Source organism: Rhodanobacter sp. DHB23, from assembly GCF_014842975.1.
Taxonomy (GTDB): Bacteria; Pseudomonadota; Gammaproteobacteria; order Xanthomonadales; family Rhodanobacteraceae; genus Rhodanobacter_A.
The window spans coordinates 188,359-208,534 of sequence record NZ_JACYXK010000024.1; the positions used below are offsets into that span (position 1 = coordinate 188,359).

The following is a 20,176-nucleotide window of genomic DNA, read 5'->3' on the forward strand; positions in this document are numbered from 1 at the left end:
CGGGCGGCTACTGGTCGATGCGCACGTAGTTGCGGTGGAACACCACCGGGCGTTGCAGGAACCCCGGCTGCCACTGTTCGGTGACTTGCAGGGCATGCCCGTCGGCGGAGCGCGACCAGGTTTCGTCGAGATGGCTGCCGTCGTTGAATTGCAGGCTGAAGCGCAGGTCCTGGCCGGCATCCTGCCGGTGGGCGATGGCGTTGCCGTCCAGCGTGTGCCGGTCGCGGCCGCTGACCGGCACGGCCAGTTGCTCGCCGTTTTCGAGCCTGGCCTGCAGCGCGTCGGCATCCTGCTGCACGATCAGCACGGCGTCGTTGGCCAGGGTGGGCGGCAGTTTGAGCATGTCGTCGTCGCTGAACGAATCGGCCGACGTGCTGCTGGCGTCCGCCTTGCCACCGCCGTGCCCGTGCCCGCCGCCACCCATGCCGCCTGAATGGCCGCCTCCCATCCCGCCGCGTCCGCCCGAGTGGCCGGAATGGATGCCTTGTTGCGACGAGTTGCCGCTGGACGAGGCGCTGGCCGGTGCCACGCTGGGGGATTGCTCGTGCCGCAACTCGGCACGCAGCATGGCGGTGACCTGCTCCGGACTGTCGCTGCCCGTGTCGTTGAGGCGCCACAGGCCATTGAAGTCGGGCAGTGCGATGGGCTGTTGCGCGATGGCCCAGGTGCTTGCGGCGACCAGGGCGGAGGCGAGGAGGGCGGCGATCAGGGGGCTGGACTTGGGCATGCAGGGGCAAACGCGCGAGACGGTTTGTCGATTACAGGCAGGCCATGCCGGGTTCTATCCACAGCGGATGTGGATACGCACGGGACAAGCATGTGGACAACTCCGTTTCACGCCGTTGTCACAGGCACTTGCCACGCATTGGCGAAGTTTTGTCCAGCTGCGTTCGGCTACGCTTGCGCATCCGCTGCCGTCACGACCCGCATGAGCCTCGACGCACGTCCCCTCGCGATCTTCCTGATGGGCCCCACCGCCTCGGGCAAGACCGCGCTCGCCTGCGAGCTGGCGGACCGCTTCCCGCTGGGCCTGCTCAGCGTGGATTCGGCGCTGGTGTATCGCGGCCTCGACATCGGTGCGGCCAAGCCGGATGCGGCCACGCTGGCGCGCCATCCGCATGCGCTGATCGACATACGCGATCCGGCGCAACCGTATTCCGCGGCGGAGTTCCGCGACGATGCGCTGGCGGCCATGCGCGGAATCACGGCGCAGGGCAGGGTGCCGCTGCTGGTCGGCGGCACCGGCCTGTATTTCCGTGCGCTGCAGCGTGGGCTTTCCGAGCTGCCCGAGGCCGATCCTGCCGTCCGCGCGCGACTGGCGGACGAGGCCGCACGCATCGGTTGGCCGGCCATGCATGCGCGACTGGCGCAACGCGATCCCGCCGCCGCCGCGCGCATTGGCCGGAACGATGCCCAGCGCCTGCAACGTGCGCTCGAAGTGATCGAGTTGAGCGGGCGGCCATTGTCCGAGCTGCAGCGCGGCGGCAGCGGCGGGGTATTTCCGTGGCGGGTGCTCAAGCTGGCGCTGTTGCCGGCGGATCGCCGGCCGCTGCATACGCGCATTGCGCAGCGTTTCGACGCGATGCTGGCGGCAGGCTTCCTCGAGGAAGTGCGCGTGCTGCGCAAGCGTGGCGACCTGCATGCCGACCTGCCGGCGATACGCGCGGTGGGTTACCGGCAGGGCTGGGAATACCTGGACGGCCAAGGCGATGCCGCGGACTTCCGCGACCGCGCGATCTTCGCCACCCGGCAACTGGCCAAGCGGCAGATCACCTGGCTGCGCGCCGAGCTGGACGCGCGCGTGCTCGACCCGGAGCTGGCGCCACCGCTCGCGCGGGCCGCCGAAGCCGTGCGGCCGTTTCTTGGAGCGACGGGCCGAAGCGGCGGTGATTCCGTGCGCCATCGCCCGGAAAACCCCCTTCCTTCAAGCCCTTGAACCCGGTTAACATCGATTCCGTTGGGCCGGGGCGCCAATGGCGTTTTTTCCCCGGTCCGGGTGCCGCTCAGGGGAGAACAAGAAATGTCCAAGGGACAATCGCTGCAGGATCCTTTCCTCAATGCCTTGCGCCGCGAACGCGTGCCGGTGGCCATCTACCTGGTGAATGGCATCAAGCTGCAGGGTACGGTCGAGTCTTTCGACCAGTTCGTGGTGTTGCTGCGCAACCAGGTCAGCCAGATGGTGTACAAGCACGCCATCTCGACCGTGGTGCCCAGCCGCAACGTGCGTATCGGCACCGGCCACGAGGGCCACGAGGCGCATGTCGACGCAGCTCCCTCGGCCGACGCCACGGATGCTTGATTGACGGCCGGTTGGCCCATATGAAGGCAGGGTCGTCCCGACTCCGCCCATTCGCAGAGGCCGCCATCCCACGTGTTTGATCGTCAGAAGAAAGGCGAACGCGCCGTACTCGTGCTGCCGCACGCGCGCGGCAGCGGCGATGCCGAGCGTCGCGCGGCCGAATTCGCGGAGCTGGTCAAGTCGGCCGGCGCCGAGGTGCTGGGCAGTATTTCCGCGCGCGTGGAAGTACCCAATCCGCGCTTTTACATCGGCAGCGGCAAGGCCGATGAAGTGGCCGAGATGGTGCGTGCGCTGGAGGCCGACCTGGTGCTGGTCGACCACCTGCTCAGCCCGGTGCAGGAGCGCAATCTGGAGAAGCACCTCAGTGCGCGCGTGGTCGATCGCGCCGGCCTGATCCTGGACATCTTCGCCCAGCGCGCTCGCTCGCACGAAGGCAAGCTGGAAGTGGAGCTGGCCCAGCTCAAGCACGTCGCCACCCGGCTGGTGCGCGGCTGGACCCACCTGGACGCCCAGCGCGGCGGCGCGATCGGCAACCGCGGCCCCGGCGAAACCCAGCTGGAAACCGACCGCCGCCTGCTCGCCGAACGGGTGAAGCAGCTCACCAAACGCCTCGAAAAAGTGCAGACCCAGCGCGGCCAGCAGCGCCGCGCGCGTCTGCGCAACACGGTGCCGCGGGTGGCCCTGGTGGGCTATACCAATGCCGGCAAGTCCACCTTGTTCAACACGCTCACCGCCGGCGGCGTGTATGCCGCCGACCAGTTGTTCGCCACGCTCGATCCCACCGTGCGCCGGCTCGACGACCTCGCCTGCGGCCCGGCGGTGATCGCCGACACCGTGGGTTTCATCCGCGAGTTGCCGCACGACCTCGTCGCGGCTTTCCGCGGTACGCTGGCCGAGGCGCGCGACGCCGACCTGCTGCTGCATGTCAGCGATGCCGCCGACGAGGAGCGCGAGCCGCTGCGCCGCGTGGTCGACCAGGTGCTGGAGGAGATCGGCGCGGGCGACGTGCCGCAGCTGCGCGTCTTCAACAAGATAGATTTGATGGGTAGTACGGGTGCCGGCGGTGACGCCAGTGCCGGCGTCCCTGCCGGCGAAGATCAAGCAGGCGCCGCTCCGGATGTGGCGGCTCGCGAAACGGCCATGCAACCGCGCATCGATCGCGACGCCGAGGGCAAGCCGCAGGCCGTGTGGCTGTCGGCTGCCACCGGCGCGGGTATCGAACTGTTGCGCCAGGCGCTGGGCGAGCTGCTCGGCGGCGAGCGGGTGCAGTCCGAGTTGCGCCTGCCGCTGACGGCGGGCCGGTTGCACGCGCGGCTGAAGGCCGCCGGTGCGATCGCCGGCGAGCAGGTGGACGAGCACGGCTGGTGCCTGCGCATCGACGCGCCGCGCAGCGTGATCGCGCCGCTCAACGGTGGCAGTACCGCAGAAAACGAACTGCTGCGCGGGCTGCTGGCCGGCGTGGCATCCTGATTTCGCCCGGTTCTGCTAAAATGCCCAGCGTTTGTGCTGCCGAAAAACCTCGGTCGCCGCATCGACACGCGATCCCCTCACGCCACATGCGATTTCCCTTATCCACGATGCGTTCCGGCGCAGTTTGCCGGCCTCCCAAGCGCCCCCCAGGAGACTGACAATGGCTTGGAACGAACCCGGTGGCGGGCAGCGCGACCCATGGAACCGGCAGCGCCCGAATAACGGCGGCCTGGCGCCGGACCAGTGGCTGAAGAGCTTCGGCAAGCATCTCGGCAAGCTGGGCCGTGGCCCCGGCGGCATCCTCGTCGCGATCGTCGTGGTCGTCGTGGTGTTCCTGCTGATGAGCAGCTACACCATCATCGACGCGCGCCAGGTCGGCGTGGTGCTGCGTTTCGGCGAGTACTCGCGCACCTTGCCGCCCGGCTTCCACCTCAAGCTGCCCAACCCGGTCGAGACGGTGGACAAGGTCGAGGCCACGGGCATCCGTTCGGTCAACGACCGCGTTTCCATGCTCACCCGCGACGAGAACATCATCACCATCGACTTCACCGTGCAGTACCAGGTGGACGATGCGTACAAGTACCTGTTCTCGGTGAGCGACCCGGACGGCAGCGTGAGCGCGGCGGCCGAGGCCGCGGTGCGTTCGGTGGTCGGCGGCAGCGACATGGACCAGGTGCTTTCCGCCGATGGCGCGACCCTGGTGACCGAGGCGCAGCAGGCGCTGCAGAAGACGCTGGACGGCTACAACTGCGGCCTGCGCGTCACCGAGGTGAGTTTCCAGAACGTGGCGCCGCCGGCCGAGGTGAAGGACGCCTTCGACGACGTCAACAACGCGCGCGAGGACAAGCAGAGCATCGAGAACGCCGCGCTGGCCTACGCCAACAAGGTGGTGCCGGTGGCGCGCGGCGACGCGTCGCGCATCGCCGCCGAGGCCGAGGGCTACAAGGCCGAGCGCATCGCGCGCGCGCAGGGCGACACCGCCCGTTTCGACCTGCTGCTCAAGGAATACAAGGCCGCGCCCGTGGTGACGCGCAAGCGGCTGTGGCTGGAGACGATGGAAAAAGTGGCGGCCGACAATCCCAAGGTGATCGACGGCTCCGGCGGCCGCAACATCATCAACCTGCCCGGCGGCAACCATGCGCATCCTGCGCCGGACGACGGCGGCAAGGCCGCCGCGGTGGTCGCGCCCGCCGCGGCCAGTTCCACCGGCGATGCCGCCACGGACAAGGGAGGCCAGCCATGAAGGGCGTCATTGCGATCCTCGTCGTCGTGCTGCTGGCGCTGCTCGGCCTCAACAGCGTGTTCGTGGTGGGCGAGGGGCAGAGCGCGCTGCTGCTGCAGTTCGGCCGCATCGTGCACGCCGACTACCCGCCGGGCCTGCACGTCAAGCTGCCGGTGATCCAGCAGGTGCTGCACTTCGACAAGCGCATCCTGTCGCTGGACGCGCAGCCGGAGCGCTACTTCACCTCCGAGAAGAAGAGCGTCAACGTCGACTTCTACGTGAAGTGGCGCATCGCCGACAACGCGGACTACTACCGCGCCACCGGCGGCGACCAGTTGCAGGCCGAGCAGCGGCTGACCCCCATCGTGAAGGACGCGCTGCGCTTCGAGTTCAACGCGCGCACGCTGCAGGAGCTGATCTCCGGCGGCCGCAAGGACATCACCCAACGCGTGCGCCAGCAGACCGATGCCTCCGCACGCAAGAACCTCGGCATCGCCGTGGTGGACGTGCGCATCAAGCGCATCGACCTGCCCGACGAGGTGAGCGAATCGGTGTACAAGCGGATGAAGGCCGAGCGCCTGCAACTGGCCAACGAGCTGCGCTACACCGGTCAGGAGGCGGCCGAGAAGATCAAGGCCGATGCCGACCGCCAGGGCCAGGTGCTGCGCGCAGACGCCGAGCGCGACGCCGCCAAGGTGCGCGGCGAGGGCGATGCGCAGGCCGCGGCGATCTACGCGCAGTCGTACAGCCAGGATCCCGAGTTCTTCGCGTTCTACCGCAGCCTCGCCGCCTACAGGAAGGCGTTCGAGGGCGGCAACGGCGTGTTGATCATGAAGCCCGATTCCGAATTCCTGCATTACTTCGGCAACCCCGACGCGGCGAAGCATTGACGCCATCGCGGCGGCCGGCGAACCACTTCAACATTCGAGCGAGAACACCATGGGCAAGTCAGTCGTAATCCTCGGCGCGCAATGGGGCGACGAAGGCAAGGGCAAGATCGTCGACCTGCTGACCGAGCGGGTCAGCGCGGTGGCACGTTTCCAGGGCGGCCACAACGCCGGCCACACCCTGGTCATCAAGGGCAAGAAGACCGTGCTGCACCTGATTCCCTCGGGCATCCTGCGCGACGACGCGCAGTGCCTGATCGGCAACGGCGTGGTGCTGTCGCCGCAGGCGCTCAAGCAGGAGATCGAGGAGCTGGAGGCGCAGGGCGTGGAAGTGCGCTCGCGCCTGAAGATCAGCCCGGCGACGCCGCTGATCATGCCGTACCACATCGCCGTCGACAAAGCGCGCGAAGTGGCCGCCGGCAAGAGCGCGATCGGCACCACCGGCCGCGGCATCGGCCCCGCCTATGAAGACAAGGTGGCCCGCCGCAGCGTGCGCGTGGCCGACCTGATGTACCCGCACGAGCTGCCGGAGAAGCTCAAGGCCGCGGTGGATTACCACAACTTCATCCTCACCCAGTGGCTGAAGGCCGAGCCGGTGGACTACGACACCGTGCTGAAGGACGCGCTGGCCTACGGTGAGTTCATCCGCCCGATGGTCGACGACGTCGCCACCATCCTGCACGACGTGCGCAAGGAAGGCGGTCACATCCTGTACGAAGGCGCGCAGGGCGCGCTGCTCGACATCGACCACGGCACCTATCCGTACGTCACCTCGTCCAACACCACCGTCGGCGGCGCGCTGGCCGGCACCGGCGTGGGCGCGGGCGACATCGACTACGTGCTGGGCATCTGCAAGGCCTACGCCACGCGCGTGGGCGGCGGCCCGTTCCCCACCGAGCTGCACGACGAGATGGGCGAACGCCTGCGCAAGGTCGGCAACGAGTTCGGCGCCAGCACCGGCCGTCCGCGCCGCTGCGGCTGGATCGACTTGGTCGCGCTGAAGCGCGCGGTGCAGATCAACGGCATCAACGGCCTCGCCATCACCAAGCTCGACGTGCTCGACGGCCTGGAGACCATCAAGGTCTGCATCGCCTACGAATACCGCGGCAAGCGCCGCGAGCTGGCGCCGCTGGATGCGGACGGCTGGGACGAGTGCAAGCCGGTGTACCTGGAGTTCCCGGGCTGGAGCGAGTCCACCGCGGGTATCCGCGAGTGGGACAAGCTGCCGCCCGCAGCCCGCGCCTACCTGCGCGCGGTGGAGGAGCTCTCGGGCTGCAAGCTCTCCATCGTCGCCACCGGCGCCGACCGCGACGACACCATCGTGCTGGACGATCCGTTCGCCTGATCGATGCCCGCAGCCGGTGAAACAAGCAAAAGCCCCGCATTGCGGGGCTTTTGCTTTGGCTACACTCGCTTGGATCGGCCCTGCGCGACCCCATCTCGGTTCGCGTCGATCCCGAGCGGAGACCTGCCATGTCCGTGTATCGCAAGACACCCGAAGCCATCGCCCGACTGACGCCCGAGCAATACCGCGTCACCCAGGAGAACGCCACCGAATACCCCGGCACGGGCGAATACCTGCACACCACCGCCGTGGGCATCTACGTGGACGTGGTGTCGGGCGAGCCGCTGTTCGCCTCCAGCGACAAGTTCGAATCGCATTGCGGCTGGCCCAGCTTCACCAAGCCGCTGGCGCCGGCCAGCGTGCAGGAGTTGCGCGACGCCTCGCACGGCATGATCCGCACCGAGGTGCGCTCGTCGCAGGGCGACAGCCACCTGGGCCATGTTTTTCCGGACGGTCCCGCCGAACGCGGCGGCCTGCGCTACTGCATCAACTCCGCCTCGCTGCGTTTCGTGCCGCGTGCCGAGATGGAAGCCGAAGGCTACGGCGCATGGCTGGACCAGGTGGAGGGCGCATGATGGCCACCGAACGCGCCGTACTCGCCGGCGGCTGCTTCTGGGGCGTGCAGGAGTTGCTGCGCAAGCTGCCGGGCGTGCTGTCCACCCGCACGGGCTATGCCGGCGGCGACGTGCCCGACGCCACCTATCGCCACCACGGGACGCATGCCGAGGCGGTGGAGATCGTGTTCGATCCCGCGCGCATCGGTTACCGCGAGCTGCTGGAATTCTTCTTCCAGATCCACGACCCGAGTACGCCGAACCGGCAGGGCAACGATCGCGGCAGTTCCTACCGCTCGATGATCCTGTATGCCGACGAAGCGCAGAAACGCGTCGCCGGGGACACCATCGCCGACGTGGATGCCTCCGGCCTGTGGCCGGGGCGCGTGGTCACCGAGGTCCGACAGCTGGGCGATTTCTGGGAAGCCGAGCCGGAGCACCAGGATTACCTGCAGCATTACCCCACCGGCTACACCTGCCATTTCGTGCGGCCCGGCTGGCGTTTGCCGCGCCGGGCGGACGGTACCGGGCGCTGATGCGGGCAGGCCGTCCTCATCCATGCGCATGGTGACATCGGCCGCCGGGCCAAAGTGAAGAAGGCCCCGCATGCGGGGCCTTCTTCCGTTCTGCATGGGCACCAGCCCGATTGCCGTGGCCTCATGCATGGGCCAAGGCTTCAATGCCCCTGTGCGCCAGCCTGCGCATTGCCGCCGGCCTGTGCCGAGGCGGAGACGCCGCTGCCGCCGAGCGAACCGCCGGCGCTGGCCTGGCCGTTGGCGCCCGTCGTGCTGTTCGTATCGGAAGCGGAGGTGGCATTGGCGCTGGTATTGCCGCTGGCGGTACCGGTGCCCGATGCATTGGCGGTCGGGCTGGTGTTGCCGACGGCATTGGCGGTCTGCGACGACGAAGCCGATCCGTTGCCCGCGGCCTGCGTGCCGGAAGCCGCCGCCTGCGTCACGCCGCCAGCGACTTGCGAGCCCAGCCCGCGGGCCGAGGACACGCCGTTGCTGGCAGCCTGCCGGGCCGCGCCGATGCCCGATTGGGCGGCGTCCTCGGCCTGCGTGCCGGCATTGCCGGCTGCGTCCCGTGCGCCATCCACCGCATTCGTGGCGCCCTGTCTGGCCGTGGAAACGGCCGGACGCGCCTGGCTGGCGGTGGCGCTTGCGGCATTGCTCACGCCGTTGTCCACGCCGGAACCAGCGATGCTGCCGGAGGCGGACGTCCCCAGCCCGGCGGTGCCGTTCAGCGCGGCCTGGCCTGCATTGGCGCCGGCGCTGCCGGCGAGCTGGCCGGCGCCGCTGGCGGTCGCCTGGCCGCCCGACTGGCTGGCGGTCTGCTTCACTGCACTGGTCGCCGTCGAGGCGGTCGACGCAGCGCGCCGGCGCAGGTGCTCGGCGCGCATTTCCGCCGAGCTCGGGTCGATGTCGGGCATGCCGAAGTTGCCCGTCCCTTGCGCCGAGCCGCTGAGCTGGCCGTTCAACTGGCCCATCGTCCCGCGGAGTTGGCCGGCTGCTCCGCCGAGCAGGCCGCCACCCAGGTGCTGGGCATGGGCGTTGCCCATCGAGGCCAGGGCAAGCGCGCCGGTGCACAGGGCGATGCCGAGGGTCTTGTTGCCGAAGGTCGTGTTGCGCATGGTGGAGCCTCCTGCCGGCGGCGAATCCGCGGCTTCCAGAGGCCATTACGAGTGCCGCCGGAACATCCTTCCATGCTGCCGGGACGTGGTTGTTCCGCGTTCAGCTTCAGGGCAGGAGCAGGCCGTGGCCGCAGCGCGAGCCGTCGCCCCTGGCATCGAGCGCGCGGGCTTCGCCGATCAGGCTCTGCACTACCTGGGCCGCGGCACCGGGTTGGGGAGCGTCCAGCACATGGGCGGCCTTGCGCGCCACGATGGGTGCTGCGAACGAGGTGCCACGCAGCATGTCGCGGCCACTGCCGACCACGCCCAGTGCACAGAAAGCCACCTGCCTGCCGCTGGCGGACTCGGGCAGCACGCGGCCGTGCGCGTCGACGGCGCCGACGCCGATTACGCCGGGGTAGGCCGCCGGGAACAACGGCGGCGCGGCGGGGCCGTCGTTGCCGGCGGCACTGACCAGCACGTGGCCACGCGCGATCATCGCCTGCACCGCGCGCGCGAGCACCGGGTTGTCGGGTCCGACCAGGCTGATGTTGACCACCGTCACGCGCTCGCGGTCCATCCAGGCGAGCGCGTCCACCAGCCGCGAGGTGGCGCCGCCGACCTCGTCGCCGCACCACAGGTCGGCGGCATGCAGGGTGTCCGTGTCGCCGGCGACGAGGCGCGCGGCGACGGCCGTGCCATGCCGCGACGCGGCCGGCGTGCTGCAGCCATGCGCCTCGATGTGCGCGTGCGCCAGCGCGGGATCGGCCGGATCGATGCCGCCGTCGATCATCCCGACGTCGCGCGCCGGCGCGGCTGGCAAGGACGAAGAAGCGCTTGCGGCGGGCACCGTGTCGCTGCCGCCCGCGGGGAGGTAGAGATGCTGGTAGGCGAGCGTGGCATCCGGCGCGGCCCGTTGCAGCATGCGCATGGCCTTGCGCGTGCTGCGTCCACGGGTGTCGTGCAGCACCGCGAGGTCCAGCCCTAGCATCGCATCCGTCGAGGCCTGGCGATCCACGGTGAAGCCCTGCGCCTGCACCGCATCGAGCTGGGCGTCCGACATGCCCATGGCGAGGAATTCGCCGCGCAGGATCGGTGCCCCCGCGGGATCCACGGTGACGCGTTGGGGTTCCTTGCGCAGCAGCGCATCGACCTGCACCTTCAGGCCGAGGGCCAGCGGCCGTCGCAGCAGGTCATCGACATCCTGCAGGCCCACGCCGGGCAAGGCAGTGGTCGGGGGGGCGGTTGGAAGCGGCAGGTTCGGCAGTCGCTGCTGCAGCGGCCCCAGCAGTTGCGCCTGCGCAGGGGCGCTGCCGCCCAGTGCGAGCGCGATGGCCAGCAGCGGAATGGACAGCGCGCAGGCACGACGCAAGGGCATTGCCGGACACCTCGGGAACGACGGGGGCGGATGCTAGCATGCGTCTTCTTTACGCCCTCGAACCGCCCCGATGCGCGCGAGGGAAGGAATCCACCCCGCCAGACGTAGTGGAAGGTGATGCGTGCATTCGAGCGATGCCGTGCGCGAAGGGCTGATTGCATTGCTGCCGCGGCTGCGACGACTGGCGCGGGCGCTGGCGGGGCAGGTGGCCGATGCCGACGACCTGGTGCAGGTGGTGCTGGAGCGTGCGCTGGCGCGGTCCGCGCAATGGCGACCGGATGCCGCGCTGGACAAGTGGGTGTTCGCGATTGCGCGCAACGCCTGGCGGGACGAGTTGCGTGCGCGCGGCAGGGAGCAGCATCTGTTCGCGCCGGAGGAAGCTGGCGGCATGGTGGCCGATGGCAGCGAGGCGCGGCACGCACAGCAGATGGAACTGGCGCAGGCGCTGGCGATGCTGCCGCCGGACCATCGCGAAGTGGTGGCGCTGGTGCTGGTCGAGGGCTTGTCCTACGACGAGGCCGCGGTCTTGCTGGAGGTGCCGGTGGGCACCGTCACCAGCCGCCTGGCCCGTGCCCGCGCCACCTTGCAGGCCCATCTCGGGAACGACGCATGACAGCGATAGACGACGACATCCTGCAGGCTTACGTGGACGGCGCGCTCGATGCGGTGGATGCCGCGCGCGTCGATGCGGCGCTGGCGCAGGACGAGGCGCTGGCCCGCCGCGTGCGGCAGCTGCGTGCGCTGGATGCGCGACTGCGCGCTGCGTTCGATCCGGTGCTGGACGAGCCGGTGCCCGAACGCCTGTCCGCCCTGCTGCAGCCGGCGACCGCGCCGGTCGTGCCGTTCACCGTGCTGGAGGGCGGGCGCGGCGCGGGTGCCGTCCGTCGCCGCGCGCCGCGCCGTTGGCTGCTGCCGGGCGCCGCGCTGGCGGCATCGGTGACCCTGCTCGCCGCAGGCCTGTGGTGGTGGCAGTCCGGCGGCGGATGGGTACGCACACAGGGCGGCCGGCAGTTCGCGGCAGGGGCGCTCACCCATGCGCTCGACAACGAACTGGCGAGCGAGCCGGATGCGCATGCGGCGGTCGCGATCGGCCTCAGCTTCCGCGGCAAGGACGGACAGGTCTGCCGCAGCTTCACCGTCCGCACGCCGCCGGCGCGTGCCGGGCTGGCCTGCCACACGCCGGCGGGCTGGGAGTTGCCCGTGCTGGGTCCGGCGGTTCCCTCCGAAGGCGGTGAGCTGCGCCAGGCCGCGAGCGACCTGCCGCCCGCCGTGCAGGCGGCGATCGATGCCCGCCTGGGCGGCGAGGTCTTCGACGCGCAGCAGGAACGGGCGGCACGCGCGGCGGGGTGGCGCTGAAGCAGCGGGCATCGTGGCGCGGCCTAGGGAGACTCCGATTTTGCTCGTCATCCCAGCGGAAGCTGGACAAGCGCATGGCGCGCAGAACGCCCGCAGGGCGGCCCCGAAGGGGCGAGCCCAGCGAGTCATCCAGTGCTCGTGTTTCCTTGAGAGCTAAAGGCACTGGATGACCAGCTTCGCTGTTGTGAAGCGCCTCCGGCTTCCGCCGGAATGACGAGCAGAAAACCGGTTATTCAGACCTTCCCTGGCGTTCCTTCGCGAAGTTGGCCGTGCGCATGCAGGCATCGAACGCGACGTTGCGCAGGCCGATGCCGGTGCTGTCGATGGCATACGCCGGAGCAACGGTGGCGTGCACGCGGCAATTGCGCTCGGCATGCAGGCGCTGCACGCTGCGGTCGATGGGCGGCAGGGTGCAGGCGGCCAGGCCAAGGCCGGCCAGGCCGACAAGCGTCAGCTTCAGCATGATGGGTTCTCCCGGAGGCTAGGGTGCCGGCGTGGTCCGCACATGGCGAACCGCGCGGGCTGGCTCACATGTTGCGGAACAGCGCCATGAAGGGTTGGCTCACGGTGAGGGTCTCGGGGCGCTGCCTGAGGCGCACGGTGCCCTTGCCGCTGTCGTCGCGCACGATCGAGGCGATCGCTTTCAGGTTGACGATGGTGGAGCGGTGGATCTGCTTGAACACGGCGGGGTCGAGCTGCTCCAGCAGTTCGCGGATCGGTTTGCGCAGCAGCGCCTCGCCGTCGGCGGTCATCGCCACGGTGTACTTGTGGTCGGCGCGGAAGTAGGCGACGTCGTCCACCATGATCAGCCGCGTCTCGCGGCCGGTACCGGCGGTGATCCAGGTGAGCGGTGCGGCGCCGGTCTGCGCGGCGCCTTGCGCCAGTTCGCGCAACAGCAGGGCGAGGTCGCCGCGTGCGGCCTGGCCGGCGGCGGCGCGGCGCTTCAGGCGTTCGACCGTGGCGGCGAGCCGCTCGATGGTGACGGGCTTGAGCAGGTAGTCGATCGCACCGCGCTCGAAGGCGTCGACGGCGTACTGGTCGTAGGCGGTGGTGAACACCACCTGCGTGGCGGGGCTGGCTTCGGCGGCGGCAGCAGCCACCTCAAGGCCGCTGAGGCCGGGCATGCGGATGTCGAGGAAGGCCACGTCCGGCTGCTGCGCGGCGATGGCGTCCAGCGCGTCGGCGCCGTTTTCGCATTCGGCGATCACGTCCAGTTCCGGCCAAGCCTCGCCGAGCAGGCGGCTCAGCGCCTCGCGCAGCAGCGGTTCGTCCTCGGCGATCACGGCGCGGGTCATGGCTGCGATTCCGTTGGGATCGTCGCCGCCTGTTGCACCGGCACGGTGAGCGTGGCGGCGACGCCGTCGGGCACGTTGGCCAGCACCGCCAGCGAGGCGCGCGGCCCGTACACGAGTTGCAGCCGTTCGCGCACGTTCTTCAGGCCGATGCCGGTGCCGCCGCCCGCCGCGCCGAAGCCCTGGCCGTCGTCGGCCACGGTGACCGCCACGCTGCCGTTGTCGCGGCGGGCGAGGATCCACACGGTGCCGCCGCCGGGCTTGGGTTCCAGGCCGTGCTTGATCGCGTTCTCCACCAGGGTCTGCAGCATCATCGGCGGCAGCGTGACGGCGCGCAGCGCGTCGGGTACTTCGATCTTCATCTCCAGTCGCGCGCCCATGCGGATCTTCAGGATCTCCAGGTAGGCGCGCGCGCGTTCCAGTTCCTCGCCCAGCGTGGAAAGCGTTTCCTCCGCGCTGGGCAGCGAGTGGCGCAGGTACTGGATGAGATGGCCCAGCATGCGGTCGGCCTGCGCCGGTTCGGTGCGCGTGAGGTATTGCGCGCTGGTCAGCGTGTTGTAGAGGAAATGCGGTTCCACCTGCGCGTGCAGCAGGCTGAGCCTGGCCTGCGCCAGCTCCTTGTCGGTGGCGGCCTGGGTGGCGGCCTGCTGTTCGCGGCGGCGGCGTTCGGCCACGCGGCGGGCGAGGGCGCGGGTGATCGCTTCGGCATTGACCAGGTTGGTGCCATCGTCGACGCGGAACCAGTCGGTCCACGCGCCGCTCTCCGGTTCGCACACCAGCATGACGCTGCCGATGCCGTCGCCCGGCGTCACCGTGGCGAAGATCTGGTTGCGCCGGCTGCCCAGCCAGCTGTAGGGATTGAGCCAGCCGAGCACGGCGCGGCCATACGGATTCGGGCGGCGCACCTTGGCGCGCACCTGCAGGCTGTCGCGGGCGCTTTCGACTTCCTCGGTGTGGGGCAGTTCGCGGATGGTCGCATCGAGCATGTCGAACGCCTCGCCGGCCTCGAACGGCAGCTCGATCTGCCGGCGCTGGCGGTTGCCCAGCGTGGCCAGGTCCACGTGGCCGGCGATCAGGCGCACGCGCCGCAGGTGGGAGAACGCGCCGGTGATCACCAGGGCCAGCACCACGACGATGAGGATCTGCGGCAAGGGTTCCGTGCCGCGGAGCGGGCCGGTGTTGACCATCAGGACCACAATGAAGAACAGCGCCAGCAGCCAGGCCAGGACGAGGCGCGCCATGAAGAAAAGGCCTTTGATCACGATGTCGTCCCCGGTAATTGAGCGTCGGGAGCGAGCATAGTGGTCGATTCCGCGGATTTCGCCGGGCCTGCGACGAAGGCGGGTCCGGTCGGTGCAGAACGGGCGGAATGCGGTGCGAAGCATGGGCGGCGGGCATGACTTCCGGCCATTCCTGCCCACCGCCGCTGGCGCCACCATGGGCGGCAATCCCTTCCCGATGTCCTCCAAGCAGAGGTTTCCATGCGCAAGTCCCTGGTTTCCGCGATCGCGTTGGCGCTCGCCGTGTCCGCCGGCAGCACGCTGGCGATGCCGGCGCAGCCGGCGGCGGCCGCGTCGTCGCAGACCCCCACGCAGTTGCCGCGCAACGTGCGTCCCGTGCATTACGCCGTGGCCATCACCCCGCATGCGGAGAAGATGAACTTCGACGGCCAGGTGACCGTGGACGTGCAGGTGCTCAAGCCCAGCACCAGCATCACGCTCAATGCCGAAGGCATGACGTTCTCGTCGGTGACGCTGGTGCCGGCCTCGGGCAAGGGCGCGGCGATGACGGCCAAGGTCGCGGTGGACGCAAAGACCCAGACCGCCACCTTCAGCTTCGACAAGCCGGTCGCGCCGGGCAGCTACAAGCTGGCGATGGACTACGTCGGCACCATCGGCACCCAGGCCAACGGCCTGTTCGCCATCGACTATCCCACCGCGTCGGGCAACAAGCGCGCGCTGTTCACGCAGTTCGAGAACTCCGACGCGCGCCGCTTCATCCCGTCGTGGGACGAGCCGAACTACAAGGCCACCTTCGACCTCAGCGTCACCGTGCCGGGCAACGAGATGGCGGTGAGCAACATGCCGGTGGCCTCCAAGGCCGACGCCGGCAACGGCCTGCAGAAGGTGACCTTCCAGACCTCGCCGAAGATGTCCACCTACCTGCTGTTCTTCGGGCTGGGCGAATTCGACCGCGTTACCACCACCTCGGACGGCACCGAGATCGGCGTGGTGATGCAGAAGGGCAAGGGCGCGCAGGCGGCCTTCACGCTGGATTCGGCCAAGGCCGTGCTGCACGACTACAACGACTACTTCGGCATCAAGTACCCGCTGCCCAAGCTGGACAACATCGCCGCGCCGGGCAGCAGCCAGTTCTTCTCGGCGATGGAGAACTGGGGCGCGATCTTCACCTTCGAGTACGCCATGCTGCTCGACCCGTCGTACTCCACGCAGGGCGACAAGATGGAGGTGTTCAACACCGCCGCGCACGAAATGGCGCACCAGTGGTTCGGCGACCTGGTGACCATGAACTGGTGGGACAACCTGTGGCTCAACGAAGGCTTCGCCTCGTGGATGGCCGAGCGCGAGACCGAGAAGGTGCATCCGGAATGGAACACCGTACTCGACACCGTGGGCACGCGCGAAGGCGCAATGTCGGTCGACGCGGTGGCCACCACGCATCCCATCGTGCAGAAGATCGACACCGTGGAGCAGGCCAGCCAGGCCTTCGACACCATCACCTATTCCAAGGGCGAGGCGGTGATCCGCATGCTCGAGGCCTATGTGGGCCCGGAGAACTGGCGCCAGGGCGTGCACAATTACCTCAAGGCCCACTCCTACGGCAACACGGTGTCCGACGACCTGTGGCATGCGGTGGACGGCGCGGCTCCCGGCAAGCACATCACCCAGGTGGCGCACGACTTCACTCTGCAGCCGGGCGTGCCGCTGATGAAAGTGGACTCGGCCATGTGCAGCAATGGCGAAACCACCATCAAGCTCACCCAGGGCGAATTCACCAAGGATCGTCCGAACAAGCAGCCGTTGCGCTGGCACGTGCCGGTGATCGCGCAGGTGGTCGGCAACCCCGCCGCCAGCACGCTGGTGGACGGTTCCGCCACGCTGAAGCTGAAGGGCTGCGGCCCGGTGCTGGTGAACGCGGGGCAGAGCGGTTACTACCGCACGCTCTACGCGCCGGCACAGCTCGCCGCGCTGAAGCAGGACTTCACCAAGCTCGCTCCAATCGACCAGCTCGGCCTGATGAGCGACACCTGGGCGGAAAGCATGGCAGGCCTCGAGCCGGTGTCGGACTTCCTCGACATGGCCAAGGCCGCGCCGGCCAATGCCGACCCGGAAATCTGGGCTGAAGTAGCCGGCAGCCTCGTGGGGCTGGACCAGTACTACCGCGGCGACCAAGCACGTCAGGATCGCTTCCGCGCCTATGCCGTGGCGCAGCTCAAGCCGGTGTTCGCGCGCGTGGGCTGGGACGCCAAGCCGGACGAGAGCACCTCGACCACGCTGCTGCGCACGCAGCTGATCGGCGCGTTGGCTCAGCTGGGCGATGCGGACATGCTCAAGGAAGTGCGCCGCCGCTATGACGCGCAGGCCAGCGATCCGAAGGCGGTGCCGGCACCGTTGCGCAAGACCATCTTCGCCATCGTGGCGCAGAACGCCGACGCGGCGACCTGGGACAAACTGCATGCCGAGGCCAAGGCCGAGCAGTCGCCGATGATCAAGGATCGCCTGTACGGCCTGCTCTCCATCGCCAAGGACAAGGCGCTGGCGCAGCGCGCGCTGGACCTCGCGCTCACCGCCGAACCGGGTGCCACCAACAGCGCAGGCATGATCGGTGGCGTGTCGCGGCAGCACCCGGAAATGGCCTACGACTTCGCCATGGCGCATCGCGCGCAGATCGACAAGCTGGTCGATTCCACCTCCAGCAGCCGCTACTACCCGATGCTGGGCGGCAGCTCGTTCGACCCGGCGATGATCGGGAAGATCAAGGCCTACGAGGCCACCATCGATCCGTCCGCGCGTCGTCCGTCCGACGCCGTGATCGTCAACATCCAGTACCGCATGATGGTCCGCAAGGATCGCCTGCCGGCGGTGGATGCGTGGCTGGCGAAGAACGGCGGCTGAGCGTTTCGGCAAGCGACGCGACAAGGCCCCGCATGCGGGGCCTTGTTTTTTTTGTCCCTAGGACGACGGATTCCGGTGCCTAGCAACGCCGCAGCGCTTTTCGCACTGTTGGCCATGGGATGTCTGGACTGTTCGGCATGGGTGTGACGGTAACTGCGCTTATGCGGTTCATTGATCCCGCGCACTGGGGTCTGTGGCTTTCCAGTCACAGTCTTGTTTTTGGCTATGCCGGCGACACCCCTCCCGCTTCGGGTAGCGGTGCGGTCTAGAACCCATGGTCACCTCAACTGCTTCGGGTAAGCGGCGTGCCGGTACGCCCAACGCCTTCCTTGCGCTCCACGTTGTATTCCGGGCCGGTTCGACGTACGTCCGCAGCGAGGCCGGCAAGGCATTTCGGCACGCCGTCAGGGGGCCGGATAAACCGGCTCCAAGGTCAGCGGCTTCGACTTGCCGTTCTGGGTGAAGGTGCCGGTCAAGGTTTCGTGCGCTGCATCCACGCGGCCGTCGATAGTTGCCGGATGCTGTGGAATCGCGATCAAGAGGTGCGCTTGTTCGCCGTGCTGGCTCGGCGTCACTGGCGCATCCTTGATCTGCATTGAAGGAACGTCGACGGTGTAGGTCGGGCTGGCACCGTACGTGATCCTGTGCAGCACGATCTCGTCCTTTCCGCCAATCCTTCCGGTCCAGTTTTGACGGGTAACCGGCATGGCCAGCGGTGAAATGCCAAGGTCGGTTTTCCAGCCCGTGCCGAGGTATTCCATGAAGTCCGCGGTCTGCTGGGCGACATCCGGGCCAAAGTGGTCGGCCACCATGTGCAATGCCAAATCGATGCCGGATGTCAGTCCGCCGGCAGTGAAGGTCGCTGGATCGGCTTGCACGTAGCGGACTTGCTTGATCAGTTTCACATCGGGAAACTCGCGCGCGAAGTCGCCGAAATACCAGTGGTGGGTGGTGGCCTGTTTGTCTTTCAGCAAACCCGCATGCGCAACTTGAAAGGCTCCGGTGCACACCGACATGATGGTGACGTGTTGTGCGTGGATTTTCCTGAGCCACGCTTGAAGCTCTGCGCCACCCATTTGCGCGGGTACCACCACGATGTCCGGCGTGGGCGCATGGGTGAAATCGTAATCCGGCGTGATCGTCAGCCCGGGGCGGTTTGCGCCCTCGCTGTGCAACGGTGCGACGTTGGCCGCCACGGTGTAAAGCTCGTAAGGCGAGACATCCTTGCCTTGGGCGTCCTTGACCGAGGTATCGGCGAAGACTTCCCAGGGGCCGGCAACATCCATCACGTTGACACGGGGGCTGATGGCAAACGCGACCTTGATCGGACGCTGGTTCGCGGGCTTGGGTTCTGCATGGCCGAGCATGGGCAGCGTCGCCAGTACGGCGGCGAGCAAGACGTGCTTCATGACGAGGTTCCGATGATCAGGGAAGCGCATCCTCGCATTGGCCGAGCCGCTGCGACGGACAGAACCCCGACGATTCCGGTCAGGCACTCAGCGGGCGAACCGCTCCCGGTACTCGCCGGGCGTGGCGCCGTAGCGTGTCCGGAAGGCACGGCGAAACACATCCGCGCTGCGGAAGCCGACGCCGGAGGCGATGCGGTCGATGGAAGTCTTGTCGCGGGTCAGGCGCATGCAAGCCTGTTCCAGCCGCAGGTGTTCGACAAATCGTGCGGGACTCGTGCCAAAGGTATCGGTGAACACGCGCCGGAAGTGACGCGGGCTCATCGACACCTGCTCCGCCATGCGTTCGCTGGTGATTTCATCCTGCAGATGGGCCAGCAGCCAGTTCACCAGGTTTCCCATGCGGCCGGTGGCCTGCGCCTGTGCCGCCAGCGGTGCGGAAAACTGGGTCTGGTTGCCCGGCCGTGTCACGTACATCACGAGATGGCGCGCGACGGCGAGCGACGCCGCCGCGCCGAGGTCTTCCTCGACCAGGGCCAACGCCAGGTCGATGCCGGCCGTCAGGCCGCCCGAGGTGGCGAAGCAGCCGTCGCGCAGGAACAGCCGCTCCGGTTCGACGTGGATGGCCGGGAACCGCCGCGCCAGGTCCGCGGCATACTGCCAGTGCGTGGCGACACGACGACCGTCAAGCAGGCCGGTGGCTGCGAGCATATAGGCGCCGGTGCACACCGAGACCACACGGCGCGCGGTTTTGGCCTGCCGGCGCAACCAGGCGAGCAATTGCGGATCGGGATTGCCGAGGCGGCTGCCGATGCCGCCTGGGATCAGCAGCGTATCGAGCGGCGGTGCATCTTCGATGCTGCATGCAGGAAGTATGGCCAGGCCATTCTCGGCGTGCACGGCGCCGGAGTGCACGCCGATGACGTGAAGGTCGTATGGTGGCGTTTCCGGGGCGAGTGCATTGGCAGTGCCGAACACGTCCAGCGGGCCGGTCAGATCAAGGGCCTGCACTTCGTCGTAGGCGAGCAGGCCGATCGTTTTGATGGGAGATGCGGGATTCATCGTACTGCATCCTAGCAGTCCGGTTTTGCACTAGCAGGCTGTTGAGAAACCCCCCGCACCGGCGACAATCATAGCCCTCATCAATCATCAGGCCGTTTCCGTGCGCGGAGCCGACATCCAGCAACTGGGCATGTTCTCGTATGTGTCGGTGGACGAG

Annotated in this window: 19 protein-coding genes; 11 read left to right on the forward strand and 8 right to left on the reverse strand. The window is 68.4% G+C overall.

The window, feature by feature from the left end:
• Positions 1-7: 7 nt before the first annotated feature.
• Positions 8-727, reverse strand: coding sequence for a hypothetical protein (locus IHE47_RS07115; protein WP_192105182.1), 720 nt, complete (start codon positions 725-727; stop codon positions 8-10).
• Between the two features lie 201 nt (positions 728-928).
• Between IHE47_RS07115 and miaA the strand changes: the two genes are divergently transcribed.
• The 8 genes from miaA to msrA all read left to right on the forward strand — a co-directional run bounded on the left by miaA (position 929) and on the right by msrA (position 8,313).
• Positions 929-1,936 carry a tRNA (adenosine(37)-N6)-dimethylallyltransferase MiaA gene (gene miaA, locus IHE47_RS07120; RefSeq protein WP_192105183.1) on the forward strand — a complete coding sequence of 336 codons (1,008 nt, stop codon included), beginning with the start codon at positions 929-931 and terminating at the stop codon, positions 1,934-1,936.
• A gap of 84 nt (positions 1,937-2,020) precedes the next feature.
• Entirely contained in the window at positions 2,021-2,299 is a 279-nt protein-coding gene (gene hfq / locus IHE47_RS07125; RefSeq protein WP_192105184.1) for an RNA chaperone Hfq, read from the forward strand.
• 72 nt (positions 2,300-2,371) lie between these two features.
• Positions 2,372-3,769, forward strand: a complete 1,398-nt coding sequence (gene hflX, locus IHE47_RS07130) for a ribosome rescue GTPase HflX (protein ID WP_192105185.1) — start codon at positions 2,372-2,374, stop codon at positions 3,767-3,769.
• Between the two features lie 160 nt (positions 3,770-3,929).
• Positions 3,930-5,012 carry an FtsH protease activity modulator HflK gene (gene hflK, locus IHE47_RS07135; protein WP_192105186.1) on the forward strand — a complete coding sequence of 361 codons (1,083 nt, stop codon included), beginning with the start codon at positions 3,930-3,932 and terminating at the stop codon, positions 5,010-5,012.
• A complete protein-coding gene (hflC, locus tag IHE47_RS07140; protein WP_192105187.1) occupies positions 5,009-5,881 on the forward strand; it encodes a protease modulator HflC in 873 nt (290 codons plus the stop codon). Before hflK ends, hflC begins: the two co-directional genes overlap by 4 nt.
• Before the next feature lie 49 nt (positions 5,882-5,930).
• Positions 5,931-7,223 (forward strand): adenylosuccinate synthase, encoded by a 1,293-nt coding sequence (locus IHE47_RS07145; RefSeq protein WP_192105188.1) that lies wholly within the window; start codon positions 5,931-5,933, stop codon positions 7,221-7,223.
• 128 nt (positions 7,224-7,351) lie between these two features.
• Positions 7,352-7,798, forward strand: a complete 447-nt coding sequence (gene msrB / locus IHE47_RS07150; RefSeq protein ID WP_192105189.1) for a peptide-methionine (R)-S-oxide reductase MsrB — start codon at positions 7,352-7,354, stop codon at positions 7,796-7,798.
• Positions 7,798-8,313, forward strand: a complete 516-nt coding sequence (msrA, locus tag IHE47_RS07155; RefSeq protein ID WP_192105214.1) for a peptide-methionine (S)-S-oxide reductase MsrA — start codon at positions 7,798-7,800, stop codon at positions 8,311-8,313. The genes msrB and msrA overlap by 1 nt, the downstream gene beginning before the upstream one ends.
• Positions 8,314-8,453: 140 nt before the next feature.
• Here msrA and IHE47_RS07160 read toward each other — a convergent pair whose 3' ends face one another.
• A complete protein-coding gene (locus tag IHE47_RS07160; RefSeq protein ID WP_192105190.1) occupies positions 8,454-9,410 on the reverse strand; it encodes a hypothetical protein in 957 nt (318 codons plus the stop codon).
• A 106-nt stretch (positions 9,411-9,516) separates the two neighbouring features.
• Positions 9,517-10,767 (reverse strand): S8 family serine peptidase, encoded by a 1,251-nt coding sequence (locus tag IHE47_RS07165; protein WP_192105191.1) that lies wholly within the window; start codon positions 10,765-10,767, stop codon positions 9,517-9,519.
• Positions 10,768-10,888: 121 nt separating this feature from the next.
• Between IHE47_RS07165 and IHE47_RS07170 the strand changes: the two genes are divergently transcribed.
• Both IHE47_RS07170 and IHE47_RS07175 read left to right on the forward strand, forming a co-directional pair.
• Complete coding sequence (locus tag IHE47_RS07170; RefSeq protein WP_192105192.1) at positions 10,889-11,380, forward strand: RNA polymerase sigma factor; 492 nt, start codon at positions 10,889-10,891, stop codon at positions 11,378-11,380.
• Entirely contained in the window at positions 11,377-12,123 is a 747-nt protein-coding gene (locus IHE47_RS07175; protein ID WP_192105193.1) for a NepR family anti-sigma factor, read from the forward strand. The genes IHE47_RS07170 and IHE47_RS07175 overlap by 4 nt, the downstream gene beginning before the upstream one ends.
• 229 nt (positions 12,124-12,352) lie before the next feature.
• On the opposite strand, the gene IHE47_RS07180 is transcribed toward IHE47_RS07175, so the two are convergent.
• The 3 genes from IHE47_RS07180 to IHE47_RS07190 all read right to left on the reverse strand — a co-directional run bounded on the left by IHE47_RS07180 (position 12,353) and on the right by IHE47_RS07190 (position 14,656).
• Positions 12,353-12,586 carry a hypothetical protein gene (locus IHE47_RS07180; protein ID WP_192105194.1) on the reverse strand — a complete coding sequence of 78 codons (234 nt, stop codon included), beginning with the start codon at positions 12,584-12,586 and terminating at the stop codon, positions 12,353-12,355.
• A 64-nt stretch (positions 12,587-12,650) separates the two neighbouring features.
• A complete protein-coding gene (locus tag IHE47_RS07185; RefSeq protein ID WP_192105195.1) occupies positions 12,651-13,418 on the reverse strand; it encodes a LytTR family DNA-binding domain-containing protein in 768 nt (255 codons plus the stop codon).
• Positions 13,415-14,656 (reverse strand): histidine kinase, encoded by a 1,242-nt coding sequence (locus IHE47_RS07190; RefSeq protein WP_192105196.1) that lies wholly within the window; start codon positions 14,654-14,656, stop codon positions 13,415-13,417. Before IHE47_RS07190 ends, IHE47_RS07185 begins: the two co-directional genes overlap by 4 nt.
• A 240-nt stretch (positions 14,657-14,896) precedes the next feature.
• Between IHE47_RS07190 and IHE47_RS07195 the strand changes: the two genes are divergently transcribed.
• Positions 14,897-17,551, forward strand: a complete 2,655-nt coding sequence (locus tag IHE47_RS07195; RefSeq protein WP_192105197.1) for a M1 family metallopeptidase — start codon at positions 14,897-14,899, stop codon at positions 17,549-17,551.
• Positions 17,552-17,955: 404 nt separating this feature from the next.
• Here the strand turns inward: IHE47_RS07195 and IHE47_RS07200 are convergent, their stop codons facing one another.
• Together IHE47_RS07200 and IHE47_RS07205 are read right to left on the reverse strand one after the other, a co-directional pair.
• Entirely contained in the window at positions 17,956-18,960 is a 1,005-nt protein-coding gene (locus tag IHE47_RS07200) for a DJ-1/PfpI family protein (RefSeq protein WP_192105198.1), read from the reverse strand.
• An 87-nt stretch (positions 18,961-19,047) separates the two neighbouring features.
• Complete coding sequence (locus IHE47_RS07205) at positions 19,048-20,019, reverse strand: GlxA family transcriptional regulator (protein ID WP_192105199.1); 972 nt, start codon at positions 20,017-20,019, stop codon at positions 19,048-19,050.
• Positions 20,020-20,176 lie beyond the last annotated feature (157 nt).